Source organism: Actinotalea solisilvae (assembly GCF_016464425.1).
GTDB lineage: Bacteria > Actinomycetota > Actinomycetes > Actinomycetales > Cellulomonadaceae > Actinotalea > Actinotalea solisilvae.
Genome location: NZ_JADDKQ010000001.1, coordinates 218,708 through 239,735 on the forward strand (window position 1 = coordinate 218,708; position 21,028 = coordinate 239,735).

The following is a 21,028-nucleotide window of genomic DNA, read 5'->3' on the forward strand; positions in this document are numbered from 1 at the left end:
TCCTCGCGGACGATCAGGCGGTCGGGGTGGCGGCCGGCGCGCCAGCCGCCCTGGGGCGATGGCGCGGCTTGTCGCCGTCGCGCCGGCGGAGCCAGGCAGCGCCGATGAGGACGGCGGCGTTGACGCCGGCGAAGCTTCCGAGCACCGCGGCGCGCGGGCGTGGGGACGCGGCCTCGGTCTCGCCGTGGCTCTCGCCGCCCGAGTCGTGCTCGGCGCTGCCCTCAGAAGGGTCCGCGGTGCCCTCGGCGTGGTCGGTCGAGCCCTCGTGCTCAGCCATGTCCTCGTCGGTCATGTCCTCGTGCTCGGTCGTGCCGCCGTGCTCGGCCATGTCCCCGTCGGCCATGTCCCCGTCGGTCATGTCCTCGTGCTCGGTCATGTCCTCGTGCTCGGCCATGTCCTCGTCGGTCATGTCCTCGTGCTCGGCCATGTCCTCGTCGGTCATGCCCTCGTGCTCGGCCATGCCCTCCTGAGGCTCGACCGGCTCGGTGTGCGACGAAGAACCGTCCATCTCCTGGCTCTCGTGCGCTCCGTCGCCAGGGTCGGTCACCACCCGGCGGCCGACGCCCGGCGTCAGCGCGACGCCGAGGTCTGCCGCGGGTGCGTACCCGACCGCAGGCAGGGCAAGCAGTACTGCGACGGGCAGCGTGACGAGCATCGGTTGCATGAGCGTTCCTCCGGAGTGGTCCGGGGGAACGCTCCTGCCCTACAGGGTGCGCGTCGTAGGACCTGCCGGGCGGGACGCGCAACCTCCATCGAACCTTCATCGACCTGCGGTCGTGCCGGGGGCGGCCACCTTCATCGAACCTTCATGGCCGCCTGACCGCTCTGGTCGCGCGGGCGCGCGCTGCCCTCCGTAGCGTCGGAGAGGTCCCGCGGCGACCGGCCACCGGCAAGCCGCACCAGTTGCAGCCAGGAGGCCGTCATGAAGACCACGGAGATGCTCGAGACCTACCCCGCAACCATCAACCTCGACCGGCAGCTATTCGCCCGAGTCATCGAGACGCTCGTCGCCTGCTCCCAGGCGTGCACCGCGTGCGCGGACGCGTGCCTGAGCGAGGAGATGGTCGCGGACCTGCGCAAGTGCATCCGGTCCAACCTCGACTGCGCCGACAGCTGCGCGACCACCGCCCGGATCCTGTCCCGGCACACCGGCTACGACGCCACCATCACGCGCGCCCACCTCGAGGCCTGCATCGCGGCGTGCCGGGCCTGTGGTGACGAGTGCGAGCAGCACGCGGGCATGCACGAGCACTGCCGCGTCTGCGCCGAGGTGTGCCGGGACTGCGAGGCCGCCTGCGCCGAGCTCCTCGCGGCCATCCGCTGAGCGCGGTCACGCTGGTGCCGGCGGGCAGCCCGCCTGCAGCACCGCGTCAACCCGTCCAGAGCTCGAGCAGGTACCAGCGAGACGAGGAGGACCGACGATGTCCACGCAGCGCGAGCACGACCACGAGTCGATGAAGGGACACCACGACGGTGAGGGCGCCCGCCGCGACGGCCGGCACCATGGCGGTGAGCAGGGCCATCAGATGAAGGGCATGTACCTGCGCTTCGCCGCCATGATCCTCACCGCCATGGTGGTCATGTACTTCGTGATGTTCGTCGGCTCGTGGGAGCTCGACCACGTCCGGTTCAGCCAGAGCCGCGTCTTCATGGCGGTCACCATGGGCGGCACCATGGGGCTGATCATGCTCGCCTGGATGCTGAACATGTACAAGAACGCCAAGGCTAACATCGCCGTCGTCGCCGTCAGCGTGCTGCTCCTCGCCGGCGGCGTCGTGCTGGACCGCAGCCAGGTCACGGTCGGTGACACCGCGTTCATGCGCGCGATGATCCCCCACCACTCCCTGGCGATCACACGCTCCGAGCGGGCACAGATCGACGACGTCCGGGTGTGCGAGCTCGCCGTCGAGATCATCAAGGCCCAGCAGCGGGAGATCGCCGAGATGGACTGGCTCATCCAGGACATCGAGCGCAACGGCATCGCCACGTCGCCGGCCGACGCCGACTCGCGTGCGGTCCCGGACTTCGAGGGCACCGCGCTCCGCTCGTGCCCGACCTCCTGACCTGACCCACCGGGCGTCGAGGCGCTGCACACAGGGAATATCCGCCATGCGCCCACGGTTCGACAGTCACATACCCCCTGGGGGTATGGTCGGATGACGGGTGGAGGAGAAGAGCCATGAGCAACGCGCACCAGGGCCACGGCGTGCACGGCGATCGGCAGGGTCAGGCGGGTCAGCGGCACGAGCCGTCCGTCGACGAGACGGATCCGCCGGCTCACGACCGCCACGGCGGGCACGACGCCGGCCAGATGGAGCACGAGGGCCACCACACGCCTGCGCATGTGGACGGGCACGATGCCGAGCACCGGCCCTCAGCCGGCGACCACGGCGGGCACGTGGGCGCGGACGGCGGGCACGGGGCGCACGGTGGGGGTCACGGTGGCGGTCACGGTGACCACGTCGCGCTGTTCCGGCGTCTGTTCTGGATCAACCTGGCGCTGGCCGCGCCGACGGTCCTGCTCAGCGCGATGTTCGCCGACCTGCTCGGCTACACCCTTCCCGACGTCCCAGGGCTCACCTGGGTCGCGCCGATCCTCGGCACGGTCATCTACCTGTGGGGCGGACGGCCGTTCCTCACCGGAGCGATCGCCGAGCTCCGGGCGCGCAAGCCCGGGATGATGCTGCTCATCGGCATGGCGATCACCGTGGCTTTCGTCGCCTCGTGGGGCGCGACCCTCGGGGTGCTCTCCCACGAGCTGGACTTCTGGTGGGAGCTCGCCCTGCTGGTCGTGATCATGCTGCTGGGCCACTGGCTGGAGATGCGGTCCCTGGCGCAGACCTCCTCCGCTCTGGACTCCCTCGCGGCGCTGCTGCCGGACGAGGCGGAGAAGGTCGAGGGCGACTCCGTCGTCCTGGTCCCGCCGTCCTCGCTCGTCCTGGGTGACGTCGTCGTCGTGCGCCCGGGTGGCCGGGTCCCGGCCGACGGGCAGGTCGTCGAGGGCGTCGCCGACGTCGACGAGTCGATGATCACCGGTGAGTCGCGGCCCGCGCGCCGGAAGGTCGGCGACCAGGTCGTCGCGGGGACCGTCTCGACCGACAGCGCCCTGCGGGTGAGGGTTGACGCCGTCGGTGAGTCGACCGTGCTGGCCGGGATCCAGCGCCTCGTCGCCGAGGCGCAGTCGTCGACGACGCGTGCGCAGCTGCTGGCCGACCGGGCCGCCGGGTGGCTCTTCTGGTTCGCCGTGGTCGCGGCAGTCGTCACGGTCGCGGTCTGGAGCGCCGTCGGCACACCGGACTTCGCCGTCGTCCGGGCCATCACGGTCCTCGTCATCGCCTGCCCGCACGCCCTCGGGCTCGCCATCCCGCTCGTGGTGTCGATCTCCACCGAACGCGCTGCCCGCGGCGGCGTCCTGGTCAAGGACCGCGCCGCCCTGGAGCGGATGCGCGTGGTCGACACCGTCCTGTTCGACAAGACCGGGACGCTCACCAAGGGCGAGCCAGCCGTGCACGACGTCGCCACTACCGGGATGGGCGACGACGAGCTCCTTGCGCTCGCGGCCGCCGCGGAGGCCGACAGCGAGCACCCGCTGGCGCGTGCCATCACCGCTGCAGCACACAACCGGGGGCTCACCGTCCCCCGTGCCCAGGACTTCCGGGCCTCGACCGCGGTTGGCGTCTCCGCCACCGTGGACGGACGCCGCGTCGCGGTCGGCGGCCCGAACCTCCTGGCGGAGCACGGGCTCGCTCCCCTGCCGGCGACCCAGCCCTGGTCCGACCGCGGGCAGATCGTGCTGCACGTGGTGGTCGACGGCCAGGTGGCCGGAGCGCTCGGGCTCGCCGACGAGGTGCGTCAGGAGTCCCGCGAGGCGGTCGACGCCCTGCACGCGCTCGGCATCCGCGTCGTGATGATCACCGGCGACGCCGAGCCGGTCGCCAGGGCCGTGGGGGCCGAGCTCGGCATCGACCAGGTGTTCGCGGGCGTCCGCCCGGAGGACAAGAGCAGCACAGTGGCTTCCCTGCAGGGGGCCGGCCGCATCGTGGCGATGGTGGGTGACGGAGTCAACGACGCACCCGCGCTCGCGCAGGCCGACGTCGGCGTGGCCATCGGCGCCGGCACGGACGTGGCCATCGCCTCGGCCGGGGTCATCCTGGCCTCCGACGATCCTCGCTCCGTCCTATCCGTCATCCAGCTGTCCCGTGAGGGCTACCGGAAGATGAAGCAGAACCTCTGGTGGGCCGCTGGCTACAACATCGCCGCCGTGCCGCTCGCCGCCGGGGCCCTTGCGCCGGTCGGGTTCGTCCTGCCGATGGAGATCGGCGCGATCCTCATGTCCCTGTCCACCGTGGTGGTGGCCGCGAACGCCCAGCTCCTACGGCGTCTCGACCTGAGCCCGCAGGCCTCGACGGCCGCAGCACGCGGGGCTCGACGCGCCGAACCACGCACGGCAGTGCCGGCTGCCTGAGCGGACGGCCCCTTCATCGAATCTCTATCGACGGCGGGACGTGGGACGGCGGAGTCGCGGACGACTGTGAGCGAGGATCTGCACATGCGTTCTCGACTCCGCCTTGCCGTCGCCGTCGTTGCCGCCACCGCTGTACTCACCGGATGCTCCGCCACTCCGGATGACGACGTCCTCGCCGACCTCGGGCTCGACGGCCTGACCGGTCAGGAGATCGTCGAGCGTCTGGACACGTCGACGGACAGCCGGCCGTTGGACTTCACGGCCTCGGTGCGCGAGGACGAGGTGCTCGTCGGTGACGGCAGCAGAGAGGTGGCGGTCCCGCTCGAGGAGGGTCAGTTCTACGTGTCGATCGCCCCATACGTCGACACGACGCACGAGTGCTACTTGCACAGCCTCGCCACCTGCCAGGGTGAGCTGATCGAGGAACCGGTGGACGTGTGGATCACTGCGGCCGACGGCGAGGTCCTCGTGGACGAGAGCACGACCACCTACGCCAACGGGTTCGTAGGGTTTTGGCTCCCTGAGGGCATCGAGGGCACGATCGAGATCTCGCAGGGCGACCTGGGCGGCACCGTGCCGTTCACCACCACCGAGGGCAGCCCGACCTGCGTGACCACCCTTCAGCTGGCCTGATCGTGGCGACACGGTCGTGGAGACCGTGGGGAGCGCGGCCAGTGGTGATGCTCACGCGGGCTGTCGTCGACATGGCCAGGTCCGCGTGAGTCCTCGCGGCACACCCGTCCTGTACCCGATAGCCGGGTCGATGACGGCCGAGACGCCGCGGCTTGTGCCCGACGACGTCGTCCACAGAGCGGACGTTTTCGGTGACGGTCCACCACGCCGGGTCTGCGTCATCGCCACCTGTATAGGAGCTCAGCAGCGTCTTGTCTATCCGGCACACGGAGGAGGCCACGATGAACAGCCGCGACGCACTCGGCGCCGGTCGGCAACTCGCTGGGCCACGCTGGCCAGGTGCCCGCGAGCACAGCGCCCTAGGGCATGACGAACGGGTTCCGTGACGCCTATCCAGAGACGTGCTGCCAGCGTCCGTCTTCGTCCAGGGCGTACGTTGGCTCCCCGTGAGGCTCCGCGGCATGCAGAAGGCCCGCTCCGCCTAGGTGTAGTGCCTCGTGACGTTCTTGACGCGGTCGATGGGTGAGGCGCCGCCGAGCGCAGTGTGTGTGCGGTGATGGTTGTAGGAGTGCAGCCAGATCGGCAAGGCTGCGGCGCGATCGTCTCCGGAGGCGAACGGGCGGGCGTAGGCCCACTCCTCGAGCAGAAGTGCGGTTGAACCGCTCGGCCTTGCGGTTGGTCTGGGGCCGGTATCGGCGGGTGAAAGTCGCGTCGGCGCCGATGTCGGCCAACGCGTCGCGCCAGGCGGCAGAACGGCGGTAGGCCATGGCATCGTCGGTCATCACGCGCTCGATCTGGGCGATGCCGTGGGCGGCGACCCAGGCCGCGGCCCTGCGCAGGAACCCCGCGCAGGTCTGAGCGCGTTCATCGGGGTCGATCTCGGCGTAGGCCAGGCGGGTGTGGTCGTCGATCGCGCAGTGCACATATTCGTAGCCCGCTCGGACGCCCTCGCGGGCTCGACAACGTTCCAGGCTGTCGCGGCCGTGAACCCGCCAACCACCCCCGTCGCGCAGTCGGCCGATCTTCTTGACGTCGACATGGAGCAGCTCACCGGGCCGCGCTCGTTCGTAACGTCGGACCGGCTCACCGCTGGGCCTGTCCAGCCAGGCCAGCCGCGGCATCCCGTGGCAGACCAGCACCCGGTGGACGGTCAGGGCCGGCAACCCGACGATCCCTGCGATCCTGGCCGGCCCCAGGCGACGATCGCGTCGCATGGCAACGATCGTCGCCTCGAGCACCGGGTCAGTGCGGCTCGGCGAGCGATGGGGACGACTCGATGGGTCCCGCATCCCGGCGCTGCCCTCGGCTCGTTAGCGGCGCACCCACTTGTAGGCCGTCGCTCGGGAGACACCCATCTCGGCCGCTACGTGCGCCGCAGGACGACCCGCCAGGACCCGTTCGACCAGCTGCAGACGTGACCACGGCGACAACCGCGGCATAGCGTTGACCACGAGGACCTCCGGTCTCGAAGCGATGGCGTCAGACACCACTCACTTCGCCCGGAGGTCCTCCCTCATGTCAACAACGTCCGTGGGCACTACTGCTCGTGCGAGGCTGGTCGCGACGCTCGCGACACGTCGCGACCGACCCCGACCTGCGGTTGTTGTGGGCGTGGGCGGCGCCGGCTGGCGGAGCTCGGCTCGGCCCCGGGGGTGTTCATCTGTCGGTCGTGCGCGCTGTGGGCGTGGCGGCGGGCCTCGCGCCGCTGACGCCGGTCAGCCGGTCGGGATGACGTGGCAGACCCCGTCCTCGCCGCACGCCGAGGGGTCCAGGCTGGTGGCACGCTCGCGGAGCCGGTGGACCTCCGCGCGGGTCGCCTGCAGCTCGGCGATGCGCTGGTCGAGTGCGGCGACGTGCCGGTCCAGAAGGTCGGCGACGTGCTCGCACGGTCGGCCCTGGTCCTCGCGGACCTCGATGATCATGCGGATCTCGGCGAGGGTCAGCCCGGCCGACTGGGCGGCGCGCACGAAGCCGAGTCGCGCGAGCGCGGTCTCGTCGTAGTCGCGGTATCCCGACGCGGTCCGGGCAGGTCTGGGCAGCACGCCCGCTTGCTCGTAGAACCGCAGGGCCTTGGTGCTCAGCCCCGCCCGCTGCGCCAGCTCCCCGATCCGCATCCCCACACGCTACGGCCTTGACCTTGACCCGCGCTGGAACGTCTACGTTCCCGCGCATGGACACCACCTGGGACCTCGTCGTGGTCGGCAGCGGGGGCGCGGCGATGGCCGCCGGGATCGAGGCCCGCTCACGCGGCAAGTCGGTCCTCCTCGTCGAGCACGCGGCGCTGGGCGGGACGTGCCTGAACGTCGGGTGCGTCCCGAGCAAGACCCTGCTCGCGGCCGCCGGGCGCCGGCACGACGCGCTGGCCAGCCCATTCCCCGCCATCGCGACCAGCGCCGCGGGTGTCGACCTGCCCGCGCTGATGGCGCAGAAGCAGGACCTGGTCGACCGGCTCCGGCAATCCAAGTACGTCGACGTCGCCGCCGCGCACGGCATGGCCGTCCGAACCGGGCACGCTCGGTTCCTCGACGAGCACACGCTCGAGGTCGAAGGCCAGGCCGTCACCGCCGGCGCCTACGTCATCGCGACCGGGGCCACGGCGCACATCCCGGACCTGCCCGGCATGGCCACGGCCGACCCGCTGACCAGCACCACCGCGATGGACCTGCACGCCCTGCCCGCGTCGCTGGTCGTCCTCGGCGGCGGCGACGTCGGCCTGGAGCAGGCCCAGCTTTGGGCACACCTCGGGGTCCGCGTCACCCTCGTCGGCCGCCTCGCCCCCCACGCCGAGCCGGAGGCCGCGGACGTGCTCCGGGCCGTGTTCGCCGCCGACGGCATCACCGTGGTCGAGGAACGAGCCGTCGAGGTCGAGCGGAGCGCCGACGGGGACGTGCTGGTGCGGACCGAGCACGGCGCCGAGGTCAGCGGGCAGCGACTGCTGGTCGCGGCCGGCCGGCACGCGAACACCGACGGCCTCGGCCTCGACGCCGCCGGCGTCGTCACCGGCGCCCGCGGCTCCATCACCGTCGACGAGCACCAGCGCACCAGCAACCCGCGGGTCTTCGCCGCCGGTGACGTGTCCGGCGCCCCCCAGCACGTCTACGTCGCCGCCCAGACCGGCCACGCCGCCGCCGGCGGCGCGCTCGGCGAGCCCCGAGCCGTCGACTACCGCGCCCTGCCCGCCGTGACGTTCACGACCCCACAGCTCGCATCCGCCGGCCTCACCGAGGCCCAGGCCCTCGCCGCCGGGCACGACTGCGACTGCCGTGTCCTCCAGGCCCACGACATCCCCCGAGCCCTCGCCAACCACGACCCCCACGGGGTCCTCAAGATCGTCATCGACGCCCGCACCCGCAAGGTCCTCGGAGTGCACGCCGCCCTGGACGGCGCCGGCGACGTGATCCTCGCCGCGACCTACGCCATCAAGCACGGCCTCACCGTCGACGACCTCGCCGACACCTGGGCGCCCTACCTGACCATGGGCGAGGCGCTGCGAATCTGCGCCGGCCTGTTCCGCACCGACAAGCCCACGAGCTGCTGCGCATGACCAGCAACCCCACAAGGCGGCCCGAACCGCGGCACCTGGTGGCTCGCGCTGGCCGCCATCCCCGTCCTCTGCTGCGTCGGACCCGCCGCCCTGGCCGCCCTCGCGGCCGGCGGCGGACTCACCGCCGCCAGCGCCGCCACCGGCCACAACAGACTCACGGCCATCGGCGCGCTGCTGACCGCCATCGCCCTGGCTGTACTCCTACGCCGCGCGCGACGGCGACGACACCGGACGACCTCGCCCACGCCCACGCCGAACAGCAACGCTGCGACGCAGATAGGTGGGGCCAGATCAGACCGTCACACTGGGGCCGCTTCGGGTTGACACAGCCACGCGATCACCGCCGAGGTGTATCGCCACCCGATCGCACCTGTGCGCTCTGGTCACATGGCAGCGATGGACCTGCTGGTCGCGTCGGGCCGGCCCAAACCGGAACGCTGAGGCTGCGGCGACGACCGCCTGCACGTCTTTCCCCCGATGACCGGGACGATGACGGATTGCGGCAGGCGCGGAGTGTCATCGGTTCGGCTATCGGCTCTGACGAGCGTGGAGCGCCTCGCCCAAGGAGGTGGTCCCGATGGCCAGCACCAGTCCCCTTCGCCTGATCTCAACGAGCACTGAGCCCAAGCGACGGCGCGTCCGGGAGGTGGAGCAGCCGGTGATCAACATCACACTGCAGGCCGACGAGCGCCGGGTCTTCAACGTGGCCGAGGCAGCGGCCGTCCTCGGGATCGGACGCAGCATGCTCTACCAGTTGATCGCCGCCGGAGAGATCCGCACCATCCACATCGGACGCCTCTGCAGGGTGCCGGTCGAGGCGATCGATGAGTTTCTCGCAGCGTGCCCCTCGACTCCCCGTCGACCGCTGGACCGACAGGCCGCGGGCCCTGCGAGTGCCACCCGGGCCGGAGCTCGAACTCGACCGCCCACTGGCCTCCAGACGCAGAGACCACCGGTATGCAGGCGCGCCTTCGTTGCGCCGACGCGCGGAGCAATGCAAACATCGCCATATGACGATGCCACCGATGGTTAGCGATGCACCACCGCCGCAGCGGTCGTTGAGTGCCGCAGCGTGCTTGTTCCATGGGTTCTCCGATGCGTCACGCTTGGAGATCCTGCGCCATCTCTCCTTGGGTGAGCACCGGGTGGTCGACCTGACGACGCACCTCGGTCTCGCGCAGTCCACTGTGTCCAAGCATCTCGCCTGCCTTCGCGACTGCGGACTCGTGACCGTCCGCGTCGAGGGTCGGGCCTCCGTGTTCTCCCTGGCGCACCCCGAGGCTCTGATGGACGTGCTCGCCGCCGCCGAGCGCTTGCTGGGTCTCACTGGGGACGCGGTGGCCCTGTGCCCGGTATACGGAGTGGATGGTGCTGCGACCGCGGCCCACGCCGCGGGGAACGCGTCGTGACTGCGGTCGAGCTGAGTGCGCCGGAAGTCGAGCGGCTGACCCGCCGGGGGCTGCGCCTCGCGCAGTTCACTGTCGCCTACAACGTGGTCGAGGGCGTCGTCGCGATCACGGCCGGCGCATTGGCCGGTCTGGTGTCGGTGATCGGATTTGGCATCGACTCGGGCATCGAGTCCATCGCCGCGTTCCTCGTCGCCCTCCGCCTGTCTGCTCGGCTGCGCCACGGCGAGGCCGACGAGGCCAAGGAGCGGCTGGTCCTGCGCGCGGTCGCAGTGACCTTCTTCATCCTCGCCGCGTACGTCACCGTCGAGGGCATCCGCAGTCTGGTTGACGGCGAGACACCGGAGAGCTCCACGCTGGCCCTGTCCCTGTTGGCCGCCTCGATCGTGGTGATGCCCGTCCTGGCTGCGGCGAAGCGCCGCGTCGGCCTCGCCTTGCGGGACAATCTCATCCTCGCCGACGCCGCCGAGACGCGGATCTGCGTTCTGCTGAGCATCTCCACGTTGGCCGGAGTGGGCTTGTTCCAGCTGACCGGGGCCGCGTGGCTGGATCCGGTGGCCGGCTTCGTCATCGCTGCTTTCGCGATCCACGAGGGCAAGGAGGCCTGGGAGGGTGAGCTCGTCGAGGACGACGACGATCACGAGGCGAGCGATGACGATGACCGGTGAGCTCAGCGCCGTCGTGGCGCTCGTCCTGGACGTGCTCGGCCTGGTCGTCATCTTCGGTGTCCGGAGCTGGGCGCATCGCCGGACCACCGGAAGCGCAGGCTTCCGCGGCCTGTCCGGCCGCCCTTGGTCGGCGCCGTGGTGGGGCGGCGTCCTGTTCGCCGCGGCGTTGGTGCTGACCACGATCGGTGTGGTGCTCGCGGTCACGAGGACCGTTCCGGCGGCCGCGCCGGTCGGCGCGGGCTGGGTCGGCCTCGCCCTTGCGGTCGCCGGCTTCGTGGGGGTCGCGGTTGCGCAGAGCGGGATGGGCACCTCCTGGCGCATCGGGGTGGACGCGAAGGAGCGCACCACCCTGGTGACTGGTGGCCTGTTCTCGGCGGTCCGCAATCCCATCTTCACCGCGATGTGTGCGGCCCTTGCTGGCCTCGTGGTCATGGTCCCGAACGCGCTGACGGTCATCGGGCTGGTAGCCCTGGTGGTGGCGATCGAGCTGCAGGTACGCGTCGTCGAGGAGCCCTACCTGCTGGCCGCCCACGGCGAGGACTACGCCGCCTATGCAACCCGCGTGGGGCGGTTCGTGCCTGGCGTCGGCCTACTGCAGGCGACGAGCGTTCCCAAGCGCTGACCGAGAACACGTCGCCCATCAGACGGCAGCAGCGCGCTTGCCGTCGTCCCGCATGCCCGCGCCCAGCACTCCACCCTCACAGGCGGCACCAGGTGAACCGAGCCACCGAACCGCGTGTCAGGGCAACCTGTTCCACACCCTCCGGCGAACCTCACAGTTGAGCTCTCCGGTGCACCGACGGAGACCGCGCGATCGGGCATCAAGACAGCCGCCGACGACGAGGACGGACGTCGTCGAGATTGCATCGACGGTCCCGCTAGGTTCACCCTCCATCGGGAACCTGCAGAAGGGGGACGTCGTGCATGGGGTCCCCTCGGCCGCCGCATCGCAGGGCGGGCCCGTAGAACCGGCGCAACGGCGGTGGCGTAGCACCTGGGCCCTACTAGGGCCGGCGTTCGTGGCGGCCGTCGCGTACGTCGACCCCGGCAACTTCGCGACGAACTTCGCCGGCGGCGCCAGCTACGGATATCGGCTGCTGTGGGTGATCGTCGCGGCGAACCTCATGGCGATGTTGATCCAGTCCCTGACCGCCAAGCTCGGTCTGGCGACCGGCAGGGACTTGGCCTCCCTCTGCCGGGAGCATCTGCCGCGTCCGGTCACTTGGGGGCTATGGGTGCAGGCCGAGGCGGTCGCGATCGCGACCGATCTCGCTGAGGTGGTCGGCGGAGCGGTCGCCCTCAACCTGCTGTTCGGCATCCCCCTGCCCATCGGTGGGCTGATGACCGCGGCAGTCGCGTTCGGGCTGCTGAGCGCGCAGACCCGCGGCTACCGCCCGTTCGAGGCCGTCGTCACGGGGCTACTCGCCGTCATCGCGCTCGGCTTCGCCTACACCCTGCTCGTGTCCGGTCTCGACCCAGGCGGCCTCGCGCGCGGCTTGGTGCCAGGCTTCACCGATACCGACAGCGTTCTTCTTGCCTCCGGCATCCTCGGCGCCACCGTCATGCCGCACGTGATCTACGTGCACTCAGCACTGACCCCGGGCAGGTACCGGTCCGTCATCGGCTCGGCGGAGGTCGACGGTCCCCCCTCGACCAGCGCGGTGCGGCGAGTGCTGCGGGCGCAACGCCTCGACGTCCTGCTCGCGATGGGGGGCGCAGGGTTGATCAACGCGACGATGCTCATCGTCGCCGCCCAGCTGTTCGCCGGCAGCTCTGCCGCAGGCACCCTCGAGGGTGCGCACGCAAGCCTGGCCTCCACGGCGGGTTCTGGCGCCGCACTGGCGTTCGCGCTCGCCCTGCTGGCGTCGGGGTTCGCGGCCTCATCGGTCGGCACGTTCGCCGGCCAGGTCGTCATGGCCGGATTTCTGCAACGACAGATCCCGCTCTGGGTACGCCGTGGCCTCACGCTCGCACCCGCGCTCGTCGTCCTCGGCCTCGGCGCCGACCCGACCACCGCCCTGGTGTGGTCACAAGTGGTTCTGAGCTTCGGTATCCCGTTCGCACTCATCCCGTTGGTGATCTTCACCGCGCGGCAGTCACTGATGGGCGACCTGGTCAACCGCGCCGCGACGACGCTGGCCGCCTCTGCAGTCGCGGCTCTGATCGTCGGTCTCAATGCGTTCCTGCTCTGGGACCTCGCGACCTGAGCGAGGCCCGACACGTCAGCCAGTCCGGGGACGCGACGTCGGCGGAGATGGTGGGTCAGCACCCTTCTTGAGCCGCTCGGCACTACCGCGGCCGGAGCGATGCAGCAGAACTGACATCAACACTCGTTAGGATGACGCGGTGACAGCGGACGGGTGTGACCTTCTTTGCCTTGACCTTCCACGTGCACAGACGGTCCGCGCTGCCCTGCCGGAGGCGCGGGTCTCTCGAGCGAGGGCGACAACCGCACAGGCCTTCGCGGACCCGATGCGGGTACGAACAGCATCCGCCTTGGCGATCGGAGGCGAGCTGTGCGTGTGCGATCTTGCGTGGATCGTCGGTGCCGCGCCTAATCTCGTCTCGCACCACCTGCGCATCTTGCGCCGAGCCGGGTTGGTCGCCTCGCGTCGGCAAGGGAAGCTGGTCATGTGCCGCCTGACGACGCACGGCGCCACGCTGCTCGAGACGCTGAGCACCTGGTCAGAAGGCGACATGTCGTCACCGAGGACTGAGGCAAGTCCGATGCTCGTCGGCGGCCAGGAGCACAGCGACGGTGCGGCCCTCTCTCCTACCGACCCAGCGGTCCGGGCACTGACCGTCATCCACGGTGGCTGAGCCGAGTGGCCGAGGGACTCCGGCGAAGGAGCCCACGGGGTCGACGTCGTTCCCTCCGTCGCGCCGGCGTGCGCAGATCGCCACCCTCGTGCTCATCCTCATGGGCGGAGCCGTGGCTGCGGTCCAGCTCGCCGGCATCCAGTTCGGTGAGCCGCCCGCCGCAGCCGAGCTGAGCCCTTCGACGGTGACGAGCAGGGCAGTGACGGAGTTCGCGATCAAAGACCGTGCCGCCCCGGTGGACCTGTCGGGTACCGGGTTGAACGGTGAGGCGATCGACATCGCGGCATGGCGCGGCGACGTCGTGGTCATCAACGTGTGGGGCTCGTGGTGCGCGCCATGCCGCGAGGAGGCACCCACCCTCGCGGACACCTCATCGGCGTACGCCAGCGAAGGCGTGCGATTTCTCGGCGTCAACGTGCGTGACAACCCCGCGGCGGCGATCGCTTTCGAGGAGAGCTACGCCATCGGCTACCCGAGCATCGACGATCGTGATGGCGGAGCGCTGCTGAGCCTGGCCGAGCACCTTCCGGGCGCGGGCGTACCGGTGACCCTCCTTCTGGATCGCGAGGGCCGCCCCGCAGCGCGCGTCCTGGGATCGGTCGAGAGATCCACTCTCACCGCTCTGCTGGACGCAGTCCTCGCTGAGCGCACCGAGGGTCCGTCGTGACCTCGCCGGTGCAGGAGGTCGTCGCCACGGGTCCGATCCTCGTGGCCATGGCTGTCGCGGCGTTTGCGGGGCTGATCTCGTTCCTCTCCCCGTGCGTCCTGCCGGTCGTCCCCGGTTACGTGTCCTACGTCGCCGGTGGACCCCTCCTCGACGAGACCACGAGCGCCCGCTCCCGTCTCGTGGTGAAGGGCACCGCACTGTTCGTCCTCGGGTTCGCTGCGGTGTTCATGGCCTACGGCGCGCTCTTCGGCGGTCTCGGCGGCGCCCTGCAGTCGTCCCAGTCGGTGCTCACTCGCGGCCTGGGCGTCGTGGTCGTGCTCATGGGTCTCGTCTTCGCGGGCTGGCTGCCCCGCTTCCAGCGCCAGCTCCTGCCACAGCTGCGTCCGAAGGCAGGGCTGGTCGGTGCGCCCCTGATGGGTGTCACCTTCGGGCTCGGCTGGACGCCCTGCCTCGGCCCCACGCTCGCCACCGTCCAGACACTGGCGTTCACCGAGGCCAGCGCCGCCCGCGGCGCGGCCCTCGCCGGCGTCTACGCGGCCGGGCTGGGGCTGCCCTTCATCGTCGTGGGACTGGGCATGCGGCGTGCCCTGACTGCGACCGCGTGGGCACGCCGGCACACCGTCGGGATCAAGCGGGCGGGTGCCGTCATGCTGATCTCCACCGGTGTCCTGCTGGCGACAGGGGTGTGGGACCAGCTCATGCAAGACCTCCAGTCCACGATCTCCGGCTACTCCACTGTCCTGTGACCTCGAGAACGGAAGGTGCCCGACTCATGGGGAACCGCAAGCAAGAAGCAGCTGAGCGCGCTGCCCGGCTGGCCCAGGTGCGCGAGGAGCAGCGGCGTGCGGAACGCCGCCGTACGGCCGTCATCACCGGAACCAGTGTGGTCGTCGCCGGGATCCTCATCGGGGCGACCGCCGTGGTGATTCTCGGTGAGCAGCAGAGCACCGCGGAGGTCGCGGAGGCTGCCTCCGGCGAGATCGACGGCGTTCAGACCTTCAGTGACCTGTCGGCCAGTCACGTTCAGCAGCCCGTGCGGTACGAGCAGACGCCGCCGGTCGGCGGCGACCACGCGGGAGCGTGGGCGAACTGCGGCACGTACTCCGAGCCGATCACCAATGAGCTGGGTGTGCACTCCCTGGAGCACGGGGCCGTCTGGATCACCTATGGGTCCGACCTTCCCGAGGAGCAGGTGCGGCAACTGACCGAGCTCGCCGCGGAGAACGCCTACGTCCTCCTCAGTCCGTTCGACGGTCTGCCCGATCAGCCGGTGGTGGCGAGCGCCTGGGGGACGCAGCTCGCTCTGGAGACCGCGGACGACCCCCGCCTGGAGCAGTTCGTCGTCAAGTACCAGCAGGGCGAGCAGACCCCGGAGCCTGGCGCGCCGTGCACCGGTGGCGTGGACGCATGATGAACGAGGACGCCCCTGCCCCCCGCAGGGGCCCGACCGCTGCCCTGGCGATCTTGGCAGCCGCGGTGGTCGGGATCGCGGGAATGGTCGCAGGCTCGGCCCTCTCTGGCGGCGGTGACGCAGTTGCGCGGCCGGCGGAGGGGTCCGCAGAGGCAGGATTCGCGCGCGACATGCAGGAGCATCACGCGCAGGCGGTCGACATGTCCACCATGGTGCGGGACGCCACCGGCAACGCGGAGGTCCGTTCCCTGGCACTGGACATCGCGCTCACGCAGCAGCAGCAGGCCGGGCAGATGTACGGCTGGTTGGAGCAGTGGGACCTGCCACAGGCGAGCCTGGCGGCGCCGATGGACTGGATGAGCAGCGCACGCCCCGGCATGGGATCCATGGAGCACGGCGACCAAGCGACGCCCGACGCCCCGGCGGGGATGCCCGGGATGGCGAGTGACGAGGACCTGCGGCGGTTGGATGACGCGGCGGGTAACGACGCGGAGGTCCTGTACCTGCGGCTCATGGTCGCGCACCACCAGGGCGGCGTTGCCATGGCTGAGGCCGCTCTCGAGCTGGTTGAGGACGACGACGTGCGCCGGCTGGCCCAGGCGATCGTCACCTCCCAGACGGCCGAGCTCACGGTGCTCAGCGACATGCTCGACGCGCGGGACGCCGGGAACGCGGACGAGTGACGGAGCACACTGATGCTCTCCCCCGCGGCGCCGTCGCGCCGACGGCCCCATCCCCGTCGCCGGAGTCACGCGCGGAGGACGATGCGCTCCGCGACCACGCAGGCGAAGCCGCGGTCCCCGGCCTGATGGCGACCCCGCCGCGTCCGACCGGGCAGGGAGCCGTGGCGTGGTGGCGCTGGGCGTGGCGGACGTTGACCTCCATGCGGACCGCCGTGCTGCTCCTGCTCGCACTGGCCCTCGCGGCGGTGCCGGGGTCGCTGCTGCCGCAGCGCGGTGTGGCGTTCGACCCCGGTGCCGTCTCGCGGTTCCTCGCGGACAACCCGGTCCTGGGCACCTGGCTCGACCGCCTCGGGTTCCTCGAGGTCTACTCCTCGCCGTGGTTCGCCGCGATCTACCTCCTCCTGATGGTCTCGATGACCGGCTGCGTGCTGCCTCGAGCGGCGCGCCTGTGGAGGTCCGCGCGGGCTGAGCCGCCGCGTGCTCCGACCAATCTGGCGCGGCTGGACGACCACCGACAGGCGACCGTGCGCGGTGATCCCTCGCGAGCCGTGGAAGTGGCAGCCTCGTACCTGAGGGCGAGGAGGTTCCGCGTCGTGGTCGACGGCGCCTCCGTCCGGGCGGAAAAGGGCTACCTGCGCGAGGTCGGCAACCTCGTGTTCCACCTGTCGCTGCTCGTCCTGCTCCTCGGGGTGGCGGTCGGATCGCTGTTCGGCTTCGAGGGGCGGGTGATCGTCGTGGAGGGCGGCAGCTTCACGAACACGCGCCTCCAGTACGACGAGTTCACGCCCGGCCCTCTGACAAGTGACACAGCGCTGACCCCGTTCTCCTTCACGCTGGACGACTTCGCCGCGGAGTTCGAGCCGTCCGGCCCGCAACGGGGCAGCGCGCGCGACTTCCGGGCCGAGGCGACCGTCCTGCGTGCGCCCGGCGGTGGTCCCGAGGAGGTCACGATCGAGGTGAACCACCCGTTGCGGGTCGAGGGGACCAAGGTGTTCCTCACCGGCCACGGCTACGCACCGGTGGTCAGCGTCCGCGACGGGCGCGGGCAAGTGGTGTTCACCGGACCCGTCGTGTTCGTGCCCTTCGACGGCAACCTCAGTTCCGAAGGCGTGATCAAGGTTCCCGACGCTCGGCCGACCCAGCTGGGCTTCGAGGGCTTCTTCCTCCCGACCGGCTCAGTGGACCCGACCGCGGGTCCCCGCTCGCTGTACCCCGACCTCCTCGACCCCCAGCTTCTGCTCACCGCGTACACCGGGGACCTCGGCCTGGCGGATGGCGCCCCCCAGTCGGTGTACCGCCTGGAGAAGGCGGCGCTGGACCAGGTGATGAGCGACGGCGCGCCGTTCGCGCGCGCCCTGCGGCCGGGTGAGGTGATGACCTTGCCCGACGGGCAGGGAACTCTGACGTTCGAGTCCGTCTCCCGGTTCGCGAACTTCCAGGTCGCCCACGACCCGGGGAAGGAGATCTCCCTCGCGGCGGCCGTCGCCCTGCTGCTCGGCCTCACCGTGTCCCTGTCGGTACGCCGGCGCCGAGTCTGGATCCGTGTTACCCGCCCCGCCGGAGACGCGGCGTGCACCCTTGAGGCCGCCACCTTCGCCATGACCCGTCGCGGACCGGTCCCGGACGAGCTCACAGCGGTGCTCGCCGCCCTGCCGTGCATCGAACCGCCCACCGCGACCCGACCCCCGCACGCGCGAGAGGACTGACTGTGCCCAGCCCCACCCTCCTGGCGGAGCTCAGCGACCGGCTGATCTACAGCGCCATCGCGGTCTACGCCCTGGCGATGCTCGCCTACGCCTACCACGCCGCACGACGTCCACGTGTCCCCGTCCATGGTCAGGTCGTCCAGGAGTTGGTGTCCGTCGGCGTTCCCGTGTCCGGCGACGTCTCTTCTCGACCGGCTCCGGGCCTGCCCATGAGGGACCGGGTGGTGTCGGGCCGCTCCGCGCGGATCGCTCGGGCACTCACAACCCTGGCATTCGCGCTGCACCTGGCCGGTGTCGCCGCTCGGGGCGTGGCCGCGGGCCGAGCCCCGTGGGGCAACATGTACGAGTTCACCGCGGCCGCCACCCTCGCCGCCACGGCGGCGTACCTCGTCTTCCTGCGACGGCAGCCGGTACGCGATCTCGGCGTGTGGATCCTCGCGCTCGTCACCCTGTGCCTCGGACTGGCTGTGACCGTTCTCTACACGCCCGCCGGAGACCTGGTCCCCGCGCTGAACTCCTACTGGCTGGTCGTCCACGTCGCCGCGGCGATCATCGCAGGTGGCGTCTTCACCGTCGGCGCGGCCGCCACCAGCCTGTACCTGCTCCGTCGACGTGCCGACGTCCGTGACCCCGGCGGGCGGGCCACGCGCGGCTACGCGAGCCGTCTGCCCAGCGCCGCCACGCTGGAACGTGTCGCCCACACTGCTCACGTGTTCGCCTTCCCCGTGTGGACCTTCGCGGTACTGGCCGGCGCGATCTGGGCCGAGGACTCCTGGGGTCGCTACTGGGGCTGGGATCCCAAGGAGACGTGGGCGTTCATCACCTGGGTCCTCTACGCCGCGTACCTGCACGCACAGTCGACGGCCGGGTGGCGCGGCCCGAAGGCCGGGGGGCTCGCCCTCGCCGGATACGCCGCGTTCCTGTTCAACTTCGTGGGCGTCAACCTGTTCATCACGGGACTGCACTCGTATGCCGGCGTGTGAGAGGCGGGCAAGGGAACCGATCTCCAGGCCGACCTTGAGGGCGTCGACGGACGGCGGGGGCACCGATGCGACTCGCTCCTGGTGTCCGGCTCCTCTCCCGCCAGGTCGCCATGCAGACGTCCACGCCTTCTAGTCGCCCCGGACCTGTGCTTGCTGCCGAGGCGGATGGCGGGCGAGCATCGACACGTCGTGGCGCCCCGTCACTCGACCACCGATCCCGGGGTGCCGCGCTGGTCGGGTTCGTCACCGCGGCCGGTGGTGGTTGGCTGACCCACCTCGCCTTCCCAGATCGCAGCTGGTGGCCCCTCGCATACCTCGGTTTCGCGTGCCTGATGCTCGCGATGCGCAGTGTGACACCCGCCCGGGCAGCAGGTGTCGGCCTCGTGTGGGGCATGGCATTCTTCCTCCCTCTCGTGCACTGGGCTCTGACGGCAACGGGATCGGTGCTGCCCTGGGTCGCACTGAGCCTGTTCCAAGCGCTCTACGTCGCTGGCTTCGCCGCGCTCTGGACGTGGGCACGGCGGGCCCATTGGCTTGCCGACCGACCGGTCGCACAGGCCGCCACCGCGGCAGTGCTGTGGGTGGCGACCGAGCAGGTGCGCGGATCGTGGCCTTTCGGAGGCTTCCCCTGGGGGTTCCTGGCGTTCTCGCAGACGGACGCGCCGCTCCTGAGGCTCGCACCCTACGGGGGCGAGGTCGGCGTCTCAGCGTTCGTCGCCGCGACAGGGGCGCTGCTGGCGCTCACAGTCCAGATGCTGCGCCGACGCGCAATGGCGCCCGCGGTTCGGGCGCTGCTCTTCGCAGCGGCCCTGGCGACCGCGCCGGGACTTCTCCCCCGGGCCACAGCCCAGGAGACCGGCTCGCTGCTGGTCGGAGCAGTTCAGGGCAACGTGCCGCAGCGAGGTGCCGACTGGGCTGAGCAGGCGCGGGACGTCACTGCGAACCACGCGCGCGGCACCGAGCAACTCACGGAGGCCCTCGGAGGCCGGCAGCTCGACCTGGTGGTGTGGCCGGAGAGCGCCGCAGACATCGACCCCCGGACCGACCGCGCCCAGGCAGCCACGGTCGACCGCGCCGCCACGGCAGTCGGTGCGCCCGTGGTGCTCGGTGCCCAGCGATTCCCCGACGGGCGGCCGATCCGGTACAACGAGATCGTCGTGTGGGGCGCGGGCACCGGGGTCACGGACACGTACGCCAAGCAGCATCCCGTGCCCTTCGGGGAGTACGTGCCCTACCGCTCGTTCTTCCGCACGATCACTGCGCTGGTCGATCGAGTCGCCACCGACATGGTCGCGGGACAGGGCCCGGCCGTGATCGACGTCCAGATCGACGCCTTGGGTCGCGAGGTCCCCCTCGCCACCGGCATCTGCTTCGAGGTCGCCTACGGCGACATCATCCGCGAGGGTGTCGTCGACGGAGGAGAGTTGATCCTCATCCCGACCAACAACGCCTCGTTCGGCCGCACCCCCGAGTCCACCCAGCAGCTGGCAATGTCCCGCTTCCGCGCTGCCGAGCACGCCAGGTCGACCATCCAGGTCTCGACAGTGGGCGTCAGCGCCATGATCGGGCCAGACGGAACGGTCACCGCCCGAACCGGTCTGTTCACCAGCCAGGCGCTCGTCATGTCCATGCCCCTACGTACCACCCTCACGCCCGCGGCAGTGCTGGGGTCGCTGCCAGAGACGGGGACGTACCTCTTGGCGGCCGCCGCCGTCATCGGGGGGGCGCTGACCGCCCGCAGACGAAGCCGCCCCCGCCGCGACTCCCGACGATCACGGTCACCGTTTGGACCGGTCCGTCGTACGAGCTCTCACCGGCAACGAGGTGGACGCGCGCCCGACTCGGCCGCGCACAGCCGGCGCGCCGAGGTCCGCGGCCGGGACCGCTCGTACCCCGCGTGGCTCGAGTGGCGCCTTGTCGTCGGGCTCGCGCTCCTGATCGCTGTGGCCGTCTACGCCGGTGTCCGGGTGGGACAGGACATCCTCGGCCCGACGACGGGCACGACGGGCACGATGTCACGCGGAGTCGCACCGACCTGACCG

The 21,028-nt window shown here is 70.9% G+C and carries 20 protein-coding genes and 1 pseudogene; 18 read left to right on the top strand and 3 right to left on the bottom strand.

The window, feature by feature from the left end; genetic code table 11:
* Positions 1-13: 13 nt before the first annotated feature.
* Entirely contained in the window at positions 14-664 is a 651-nt protein-coding gene (locus JIG38_RS00945; RefSeq protein ID WP_199421623.1) for a hypothetical protein, read from the bottom strand.
* 258 nt (positions 665-922) lie between these two features.
* Between JIG38_RS00945 and JIG38_RS00950 the strand changes: the two genes are divergently transcribed.
* The 4 genes from JIG38_RS00950 to JIG38_RS00965 all read left to right on the top strand — a co-directional run bounded on the left by JIG38_RS00950 (position 923) and on the right by JIG38_RS00965 (position 5,098).
* On the top strand, positions 923-1,324 hold the full coding sequence (locus tag JIG38_RS00950; protein WP_199421624.1) for a four-helix bundle copper-binding protein: 402 nt from the start codon (positions 923-925) through the stop codon (positions 1,322-1,324).
* Positions 1,325-1,421: 97 nt separating this feature from the next.
* Complete coding sequence (locus JIG38_RS00955) at positions 1,422-2,063, top strand: DUF305 domain-containing protein (protein WP_233404121.1); 642 nt, start codon at positions 1,422-1,424, stop codon at positions 2,061-2,063.
* A gap of 116 nt (positions 2,064-2,179) precedes the next feature.
* On the top strand, positions 2,180-4,465 hold the full coding sequence (locus JIG38_RS00960; protein WP_199421625.1) for a heavy metal translocating P-type ATPase: 2,286 nt from the start codon (positions 2,180-2,182) through the stop codon (positions 4,463-4,465).
* 66 nt (positions 4,466-4,531) lie between these two features.
* Positions 4,532-5,098 carry a CueP family metal-binding protein gene (locus tag JIG38_RS00965; RefSeq protein WP_307844412.1) on the top strand — a complete coding sequence of 189 codons (567 nt, stop codon included), beginning with the start codon at positions 4,532-4,534 and terminating at the stop codon, positions 5,096-5,098.
* 481 nt (positions 5,099-5,579) lie between these two features.
* Here the strand turns inward: JIG38_RS00965 and JIG38_RS00970 are convergent.
* A pseudogene (locus JIG38_RS00970) lies at positions 5,580-6,537 on the bottom strand (IS481 family transposase).
* Positions 6,538-6,813: 276 nt separating this feature from the next.
* Positions 6,814-7,212 carry a heavy metal-responsive transcriptional regulator gene (locus JIG38_RS00975; RefSeq protein WP_199421626.1) on the bottom strand — a complete coding sequence of 133 codons (399 nt, stop codon included), beginning with the start codon at positions 7,210-7,212 and terminating at the stop codon, positions 6,814-6,816.
* 56 nt (positions 7,213-7,268) lie between these two features.
* On the opposite strand from JIG38_RS00975, the gene merA reads away from it, so the two are divergent.
* The 14 genes from merA (at position 7,269) to lnt (ending at position 21,025) form a co-directional block, all read left to right on the top strand.
* A complete protein-coding gene (gene merA / locus JIG38_RS00980) occupies positions 7,269-8,642 on the top strand; it encodes a mercury(II) reductase (RefSeq protein ID WP_199421627.1) in 1,374 nt (457 codons plus the stop codon).
* A 577-nt stretch (positions 8,643-9,219) separates the two neighbouring features.
* Positions 9,220-9,675, top strand: a complete 456-nt coding sequence (locus tag JIG38_RS20850; RefSeq protein ID WP_307844413.1) for a helix-turn-helix domain-containing protein — start codon at positions 9,220-9,222, stop codon at positions 9,673-9,675.
* Complete coding sequence (locus JIG38_RS00990) at positions 9,653-10,051, top strand: ArsR/SmtB family transcription factor (protein ID WP_199421628.1); 399 nt, start codon at positions 9,653-9,655, stop codon at positions 10,049-10,051. Before JIG38_RS20850 ends, JIG38_RS00990 begins: the two co-directional genes overlap by 23 nt.
* Complete coding sequence (locus tag JIG38_RS00995) at positions 10,048-10,716, top strand: cation diffusion facilitator family transporter (RefSeq protein WP_199421629.1); 669 nt, start codon at positions 10,048-10,050, stop codon at positions 10,714-10,716. Before JIG38_RS00990 ends, JIG38_RS00995 begins: the two co-directional genes overlap by 4 nt.
* Positions 10,700-11,338, top strand: coding sequence for a methyltransferase family protein (locus JIG38_RS01000; RefSeq protein ID WP_307844414.1), 639 nt, complete (start codon positions 10,700-10,702; stop codon positions 11,336-11,338). Before JIG38_RS00995 ends, JIG38_RS01000 begins: the two co-directional genes overlap by 17 nt.
* 298 nt (positions 11,339-11,636) lie before the next feature.
* Entirely contained in the window at positions 11,637-12,923 is a 1,287-nt protein-coding gene (locus tag JIG38_RS01005) for an Nramp family divalent metal transporter (protein WP_307844415.1), read from the top strand.
* 139 nt (positions 12,924-13,062) lie between these two features.
* Complete coding sequence (locus JIG38_RS01010; RefSeq protein WP_199421631.1) at positions 13,063-13,536, top strand: ArsR/SmtB family transcription factor; 474 nt, start codon at positions 13,063-13,065, stop codon at positions 13,534-13,536.
* Positions 13,537-13,624: 88 nt separating this feature from the next.
* The gene (locus JIG38_RS01015) at positions 13,625-14,203 is read left to right on the top strand and encodes a TlpA family protein disulfide reductase (protein ID WP_307844416.1); all 579 of its coding nucleotides are present in this window, start codon (positions 13,625-13,627) and stop codon (positions 14,201-14,203) included.
* The gene (locus JIG38_RS01020; protein WP_307844418.1) at positions 14,200-14,949 is read left to right on the top strand and encodes a cytochrome c biogenesis CcdA family protein; all 750 of its coding nucleotides are present in this window, start codon (positions 14,200-14,202) and stop codon (positions 14,947-14,949) included. The genes JIG38_RS01015 and JIG38_RS01020 overlap by 4 nt, the downstream gene beginning before the upstream one ends.
* Positions 14,950-14,975: 26 nt before the next feature.
* Positions 14,976-15,614 (top strand): thioredoxin-like domain-containing protein, encoded by a 639-nt coding sequence (locus tag JIG38_RS01025; protein WP_199421632.1) that lies wholly within the window; start codon positions 14,976-14,978, stop codon positions 15,612-15,614.
* Complete coding sequence (locus tag JIG38_RS01030) at positions 15,611-16,297, top strand: DUF305 domain-containing protein (protein ID WP_233404123.1); 687 nt, start codon at positions 15,611-15,613, stop codon at positions 16,295-16,297. Before JIG38_RS01025 ends, JIG38_RS01030 begins: the two co-directional genes overlap by 4 nt.
* Positions 16,298-16,497: 200 nt before the next feature.
* On the top strand, positions 16,498-18,003 hold the full coding sequence (resB, locus tag JIG38_RS01035) for a cytochrome c biogenesis protein ResB (RefSeq protein WP_233404125.1): 1,506 nt from the start codon (positions 16,498-16,500) through the stop codon (positions 18,001-18,003).
* Between the two features lie 2 nt (positions 18,004-18,005).
* A complete protein-coding gene (ccsB, locus tag JIG38_RS01040; protein WP_199421633.1) occupies positions 18,006-18,986 on the top strand; it encodes a c-type cytochrome biogenesis protein CcsB in 981 nt (326 codons plus the stop codon).
* 110 nt (positions 18,987-19,096) lie between these two features.
* Complete coding sequence (gene lnt / locus JIG38_RS01045; RefSeq protein WP_199421634.1) at positions 19,097-21,025, top strand: apolipoprotein N-acyltransferase; 1,929 nt, start codon at positions 19,097-19,099, stop codon at positions 21,023-21,025.
* Positions 21,026-21,028 lie beyond the last annotated feature (3 nt).

Bases quoted from the DNA above. Each gene is read 5' to 3' on its own strand.
- JIG38_RS00945 (WP_199421623.1), bottom strand. From the start codon at position 664: ATGCAACCGATGCTCGTCACGCTGCCCGTCGCAGTACTGCTTGCCCTG.
- JIG38_RS00950 (WP_199421624.1), top strand. From the start codon at position 923: ATGAAGACCACGGAGATGCTCGAGACCTACCCCGCAACCATCAACCTC.
- JIG38_RS00955 (WP_233404121.1), top strand. From the start codon at position 1,422: ATGTCCACGCAGCGCGAGCACGACCACGAGTCGATGAAGGGACACCAC.
- JIG38_RS00960 (WP_199421625.1), top strand. From the start codon at position 2,180: ATGAGCAACGCGCACCAGGGCCACGGCGTGCACGGCGATCGGCAGGGT.
- JIG38_RS00975 (WP_199421626.1), bottom strand. From the start codon at position 7,212: ATGCGGATCGGGGAGCTGGCGCAGCGGGCGGGGCTGAGCACCAAGGCC.
- merA (WP_199421627.1), top strand. From the start codon at position 7,269: ATGGACACCACCTGGGACCTCGTCGTGGTCGGCAGCGGGGGCGCGGCG.
- JIG38_RS20850 (WP_307844413.1), top strand. From the start codon at position 9,220: ATGGCCAGCACCAGTCCCCTTCGCCTGATCTCAACGAGCACTGAGCCC.
- JIG38_RS00990 (WP_199421628.1), top strand. From the start codon at position 9,653: ATGACGATGCCACCGATGGTTAGCGATGCACCACCGCCGCAGCGGTCG.
- JIG38_RS01000 (WP_307844414.1), top strand. From the start codon at position 10,700: ATGACGATGACCGGTGAGCTCAGCGCCGTCGTGGCGCTCGTCCTGGAC.
- JIG38_RS01025 (WP_199421632.1), top strand. From the start codon at position 14,976: ATGGGGAACCGCAAGCAAGAAGCAGCTGAGCGCGCTGCCCGGCTGGCC.
- JIG38_RS01030 (WP_233404123.1), top strand. From the start codon at position 15,611: ATGATGAACGAGGACGCCCCTGCCCCCCGCAGGGGCCCGACCGCTGCC.
- resB (WP_233404125.1), top strand. From the start codon at position 16,498: ATGCGGACCGCCGTGCTGCTCCTGCTCGCACTGGCCCTCGCGGCGGTG.
- lnt (WP_199421634.1), top strand. From the start codon at position 19,097: ATGCAGACGTCCACGCCTTCTAGTCGCCCCGGACCTGTGCTTGCTGCC.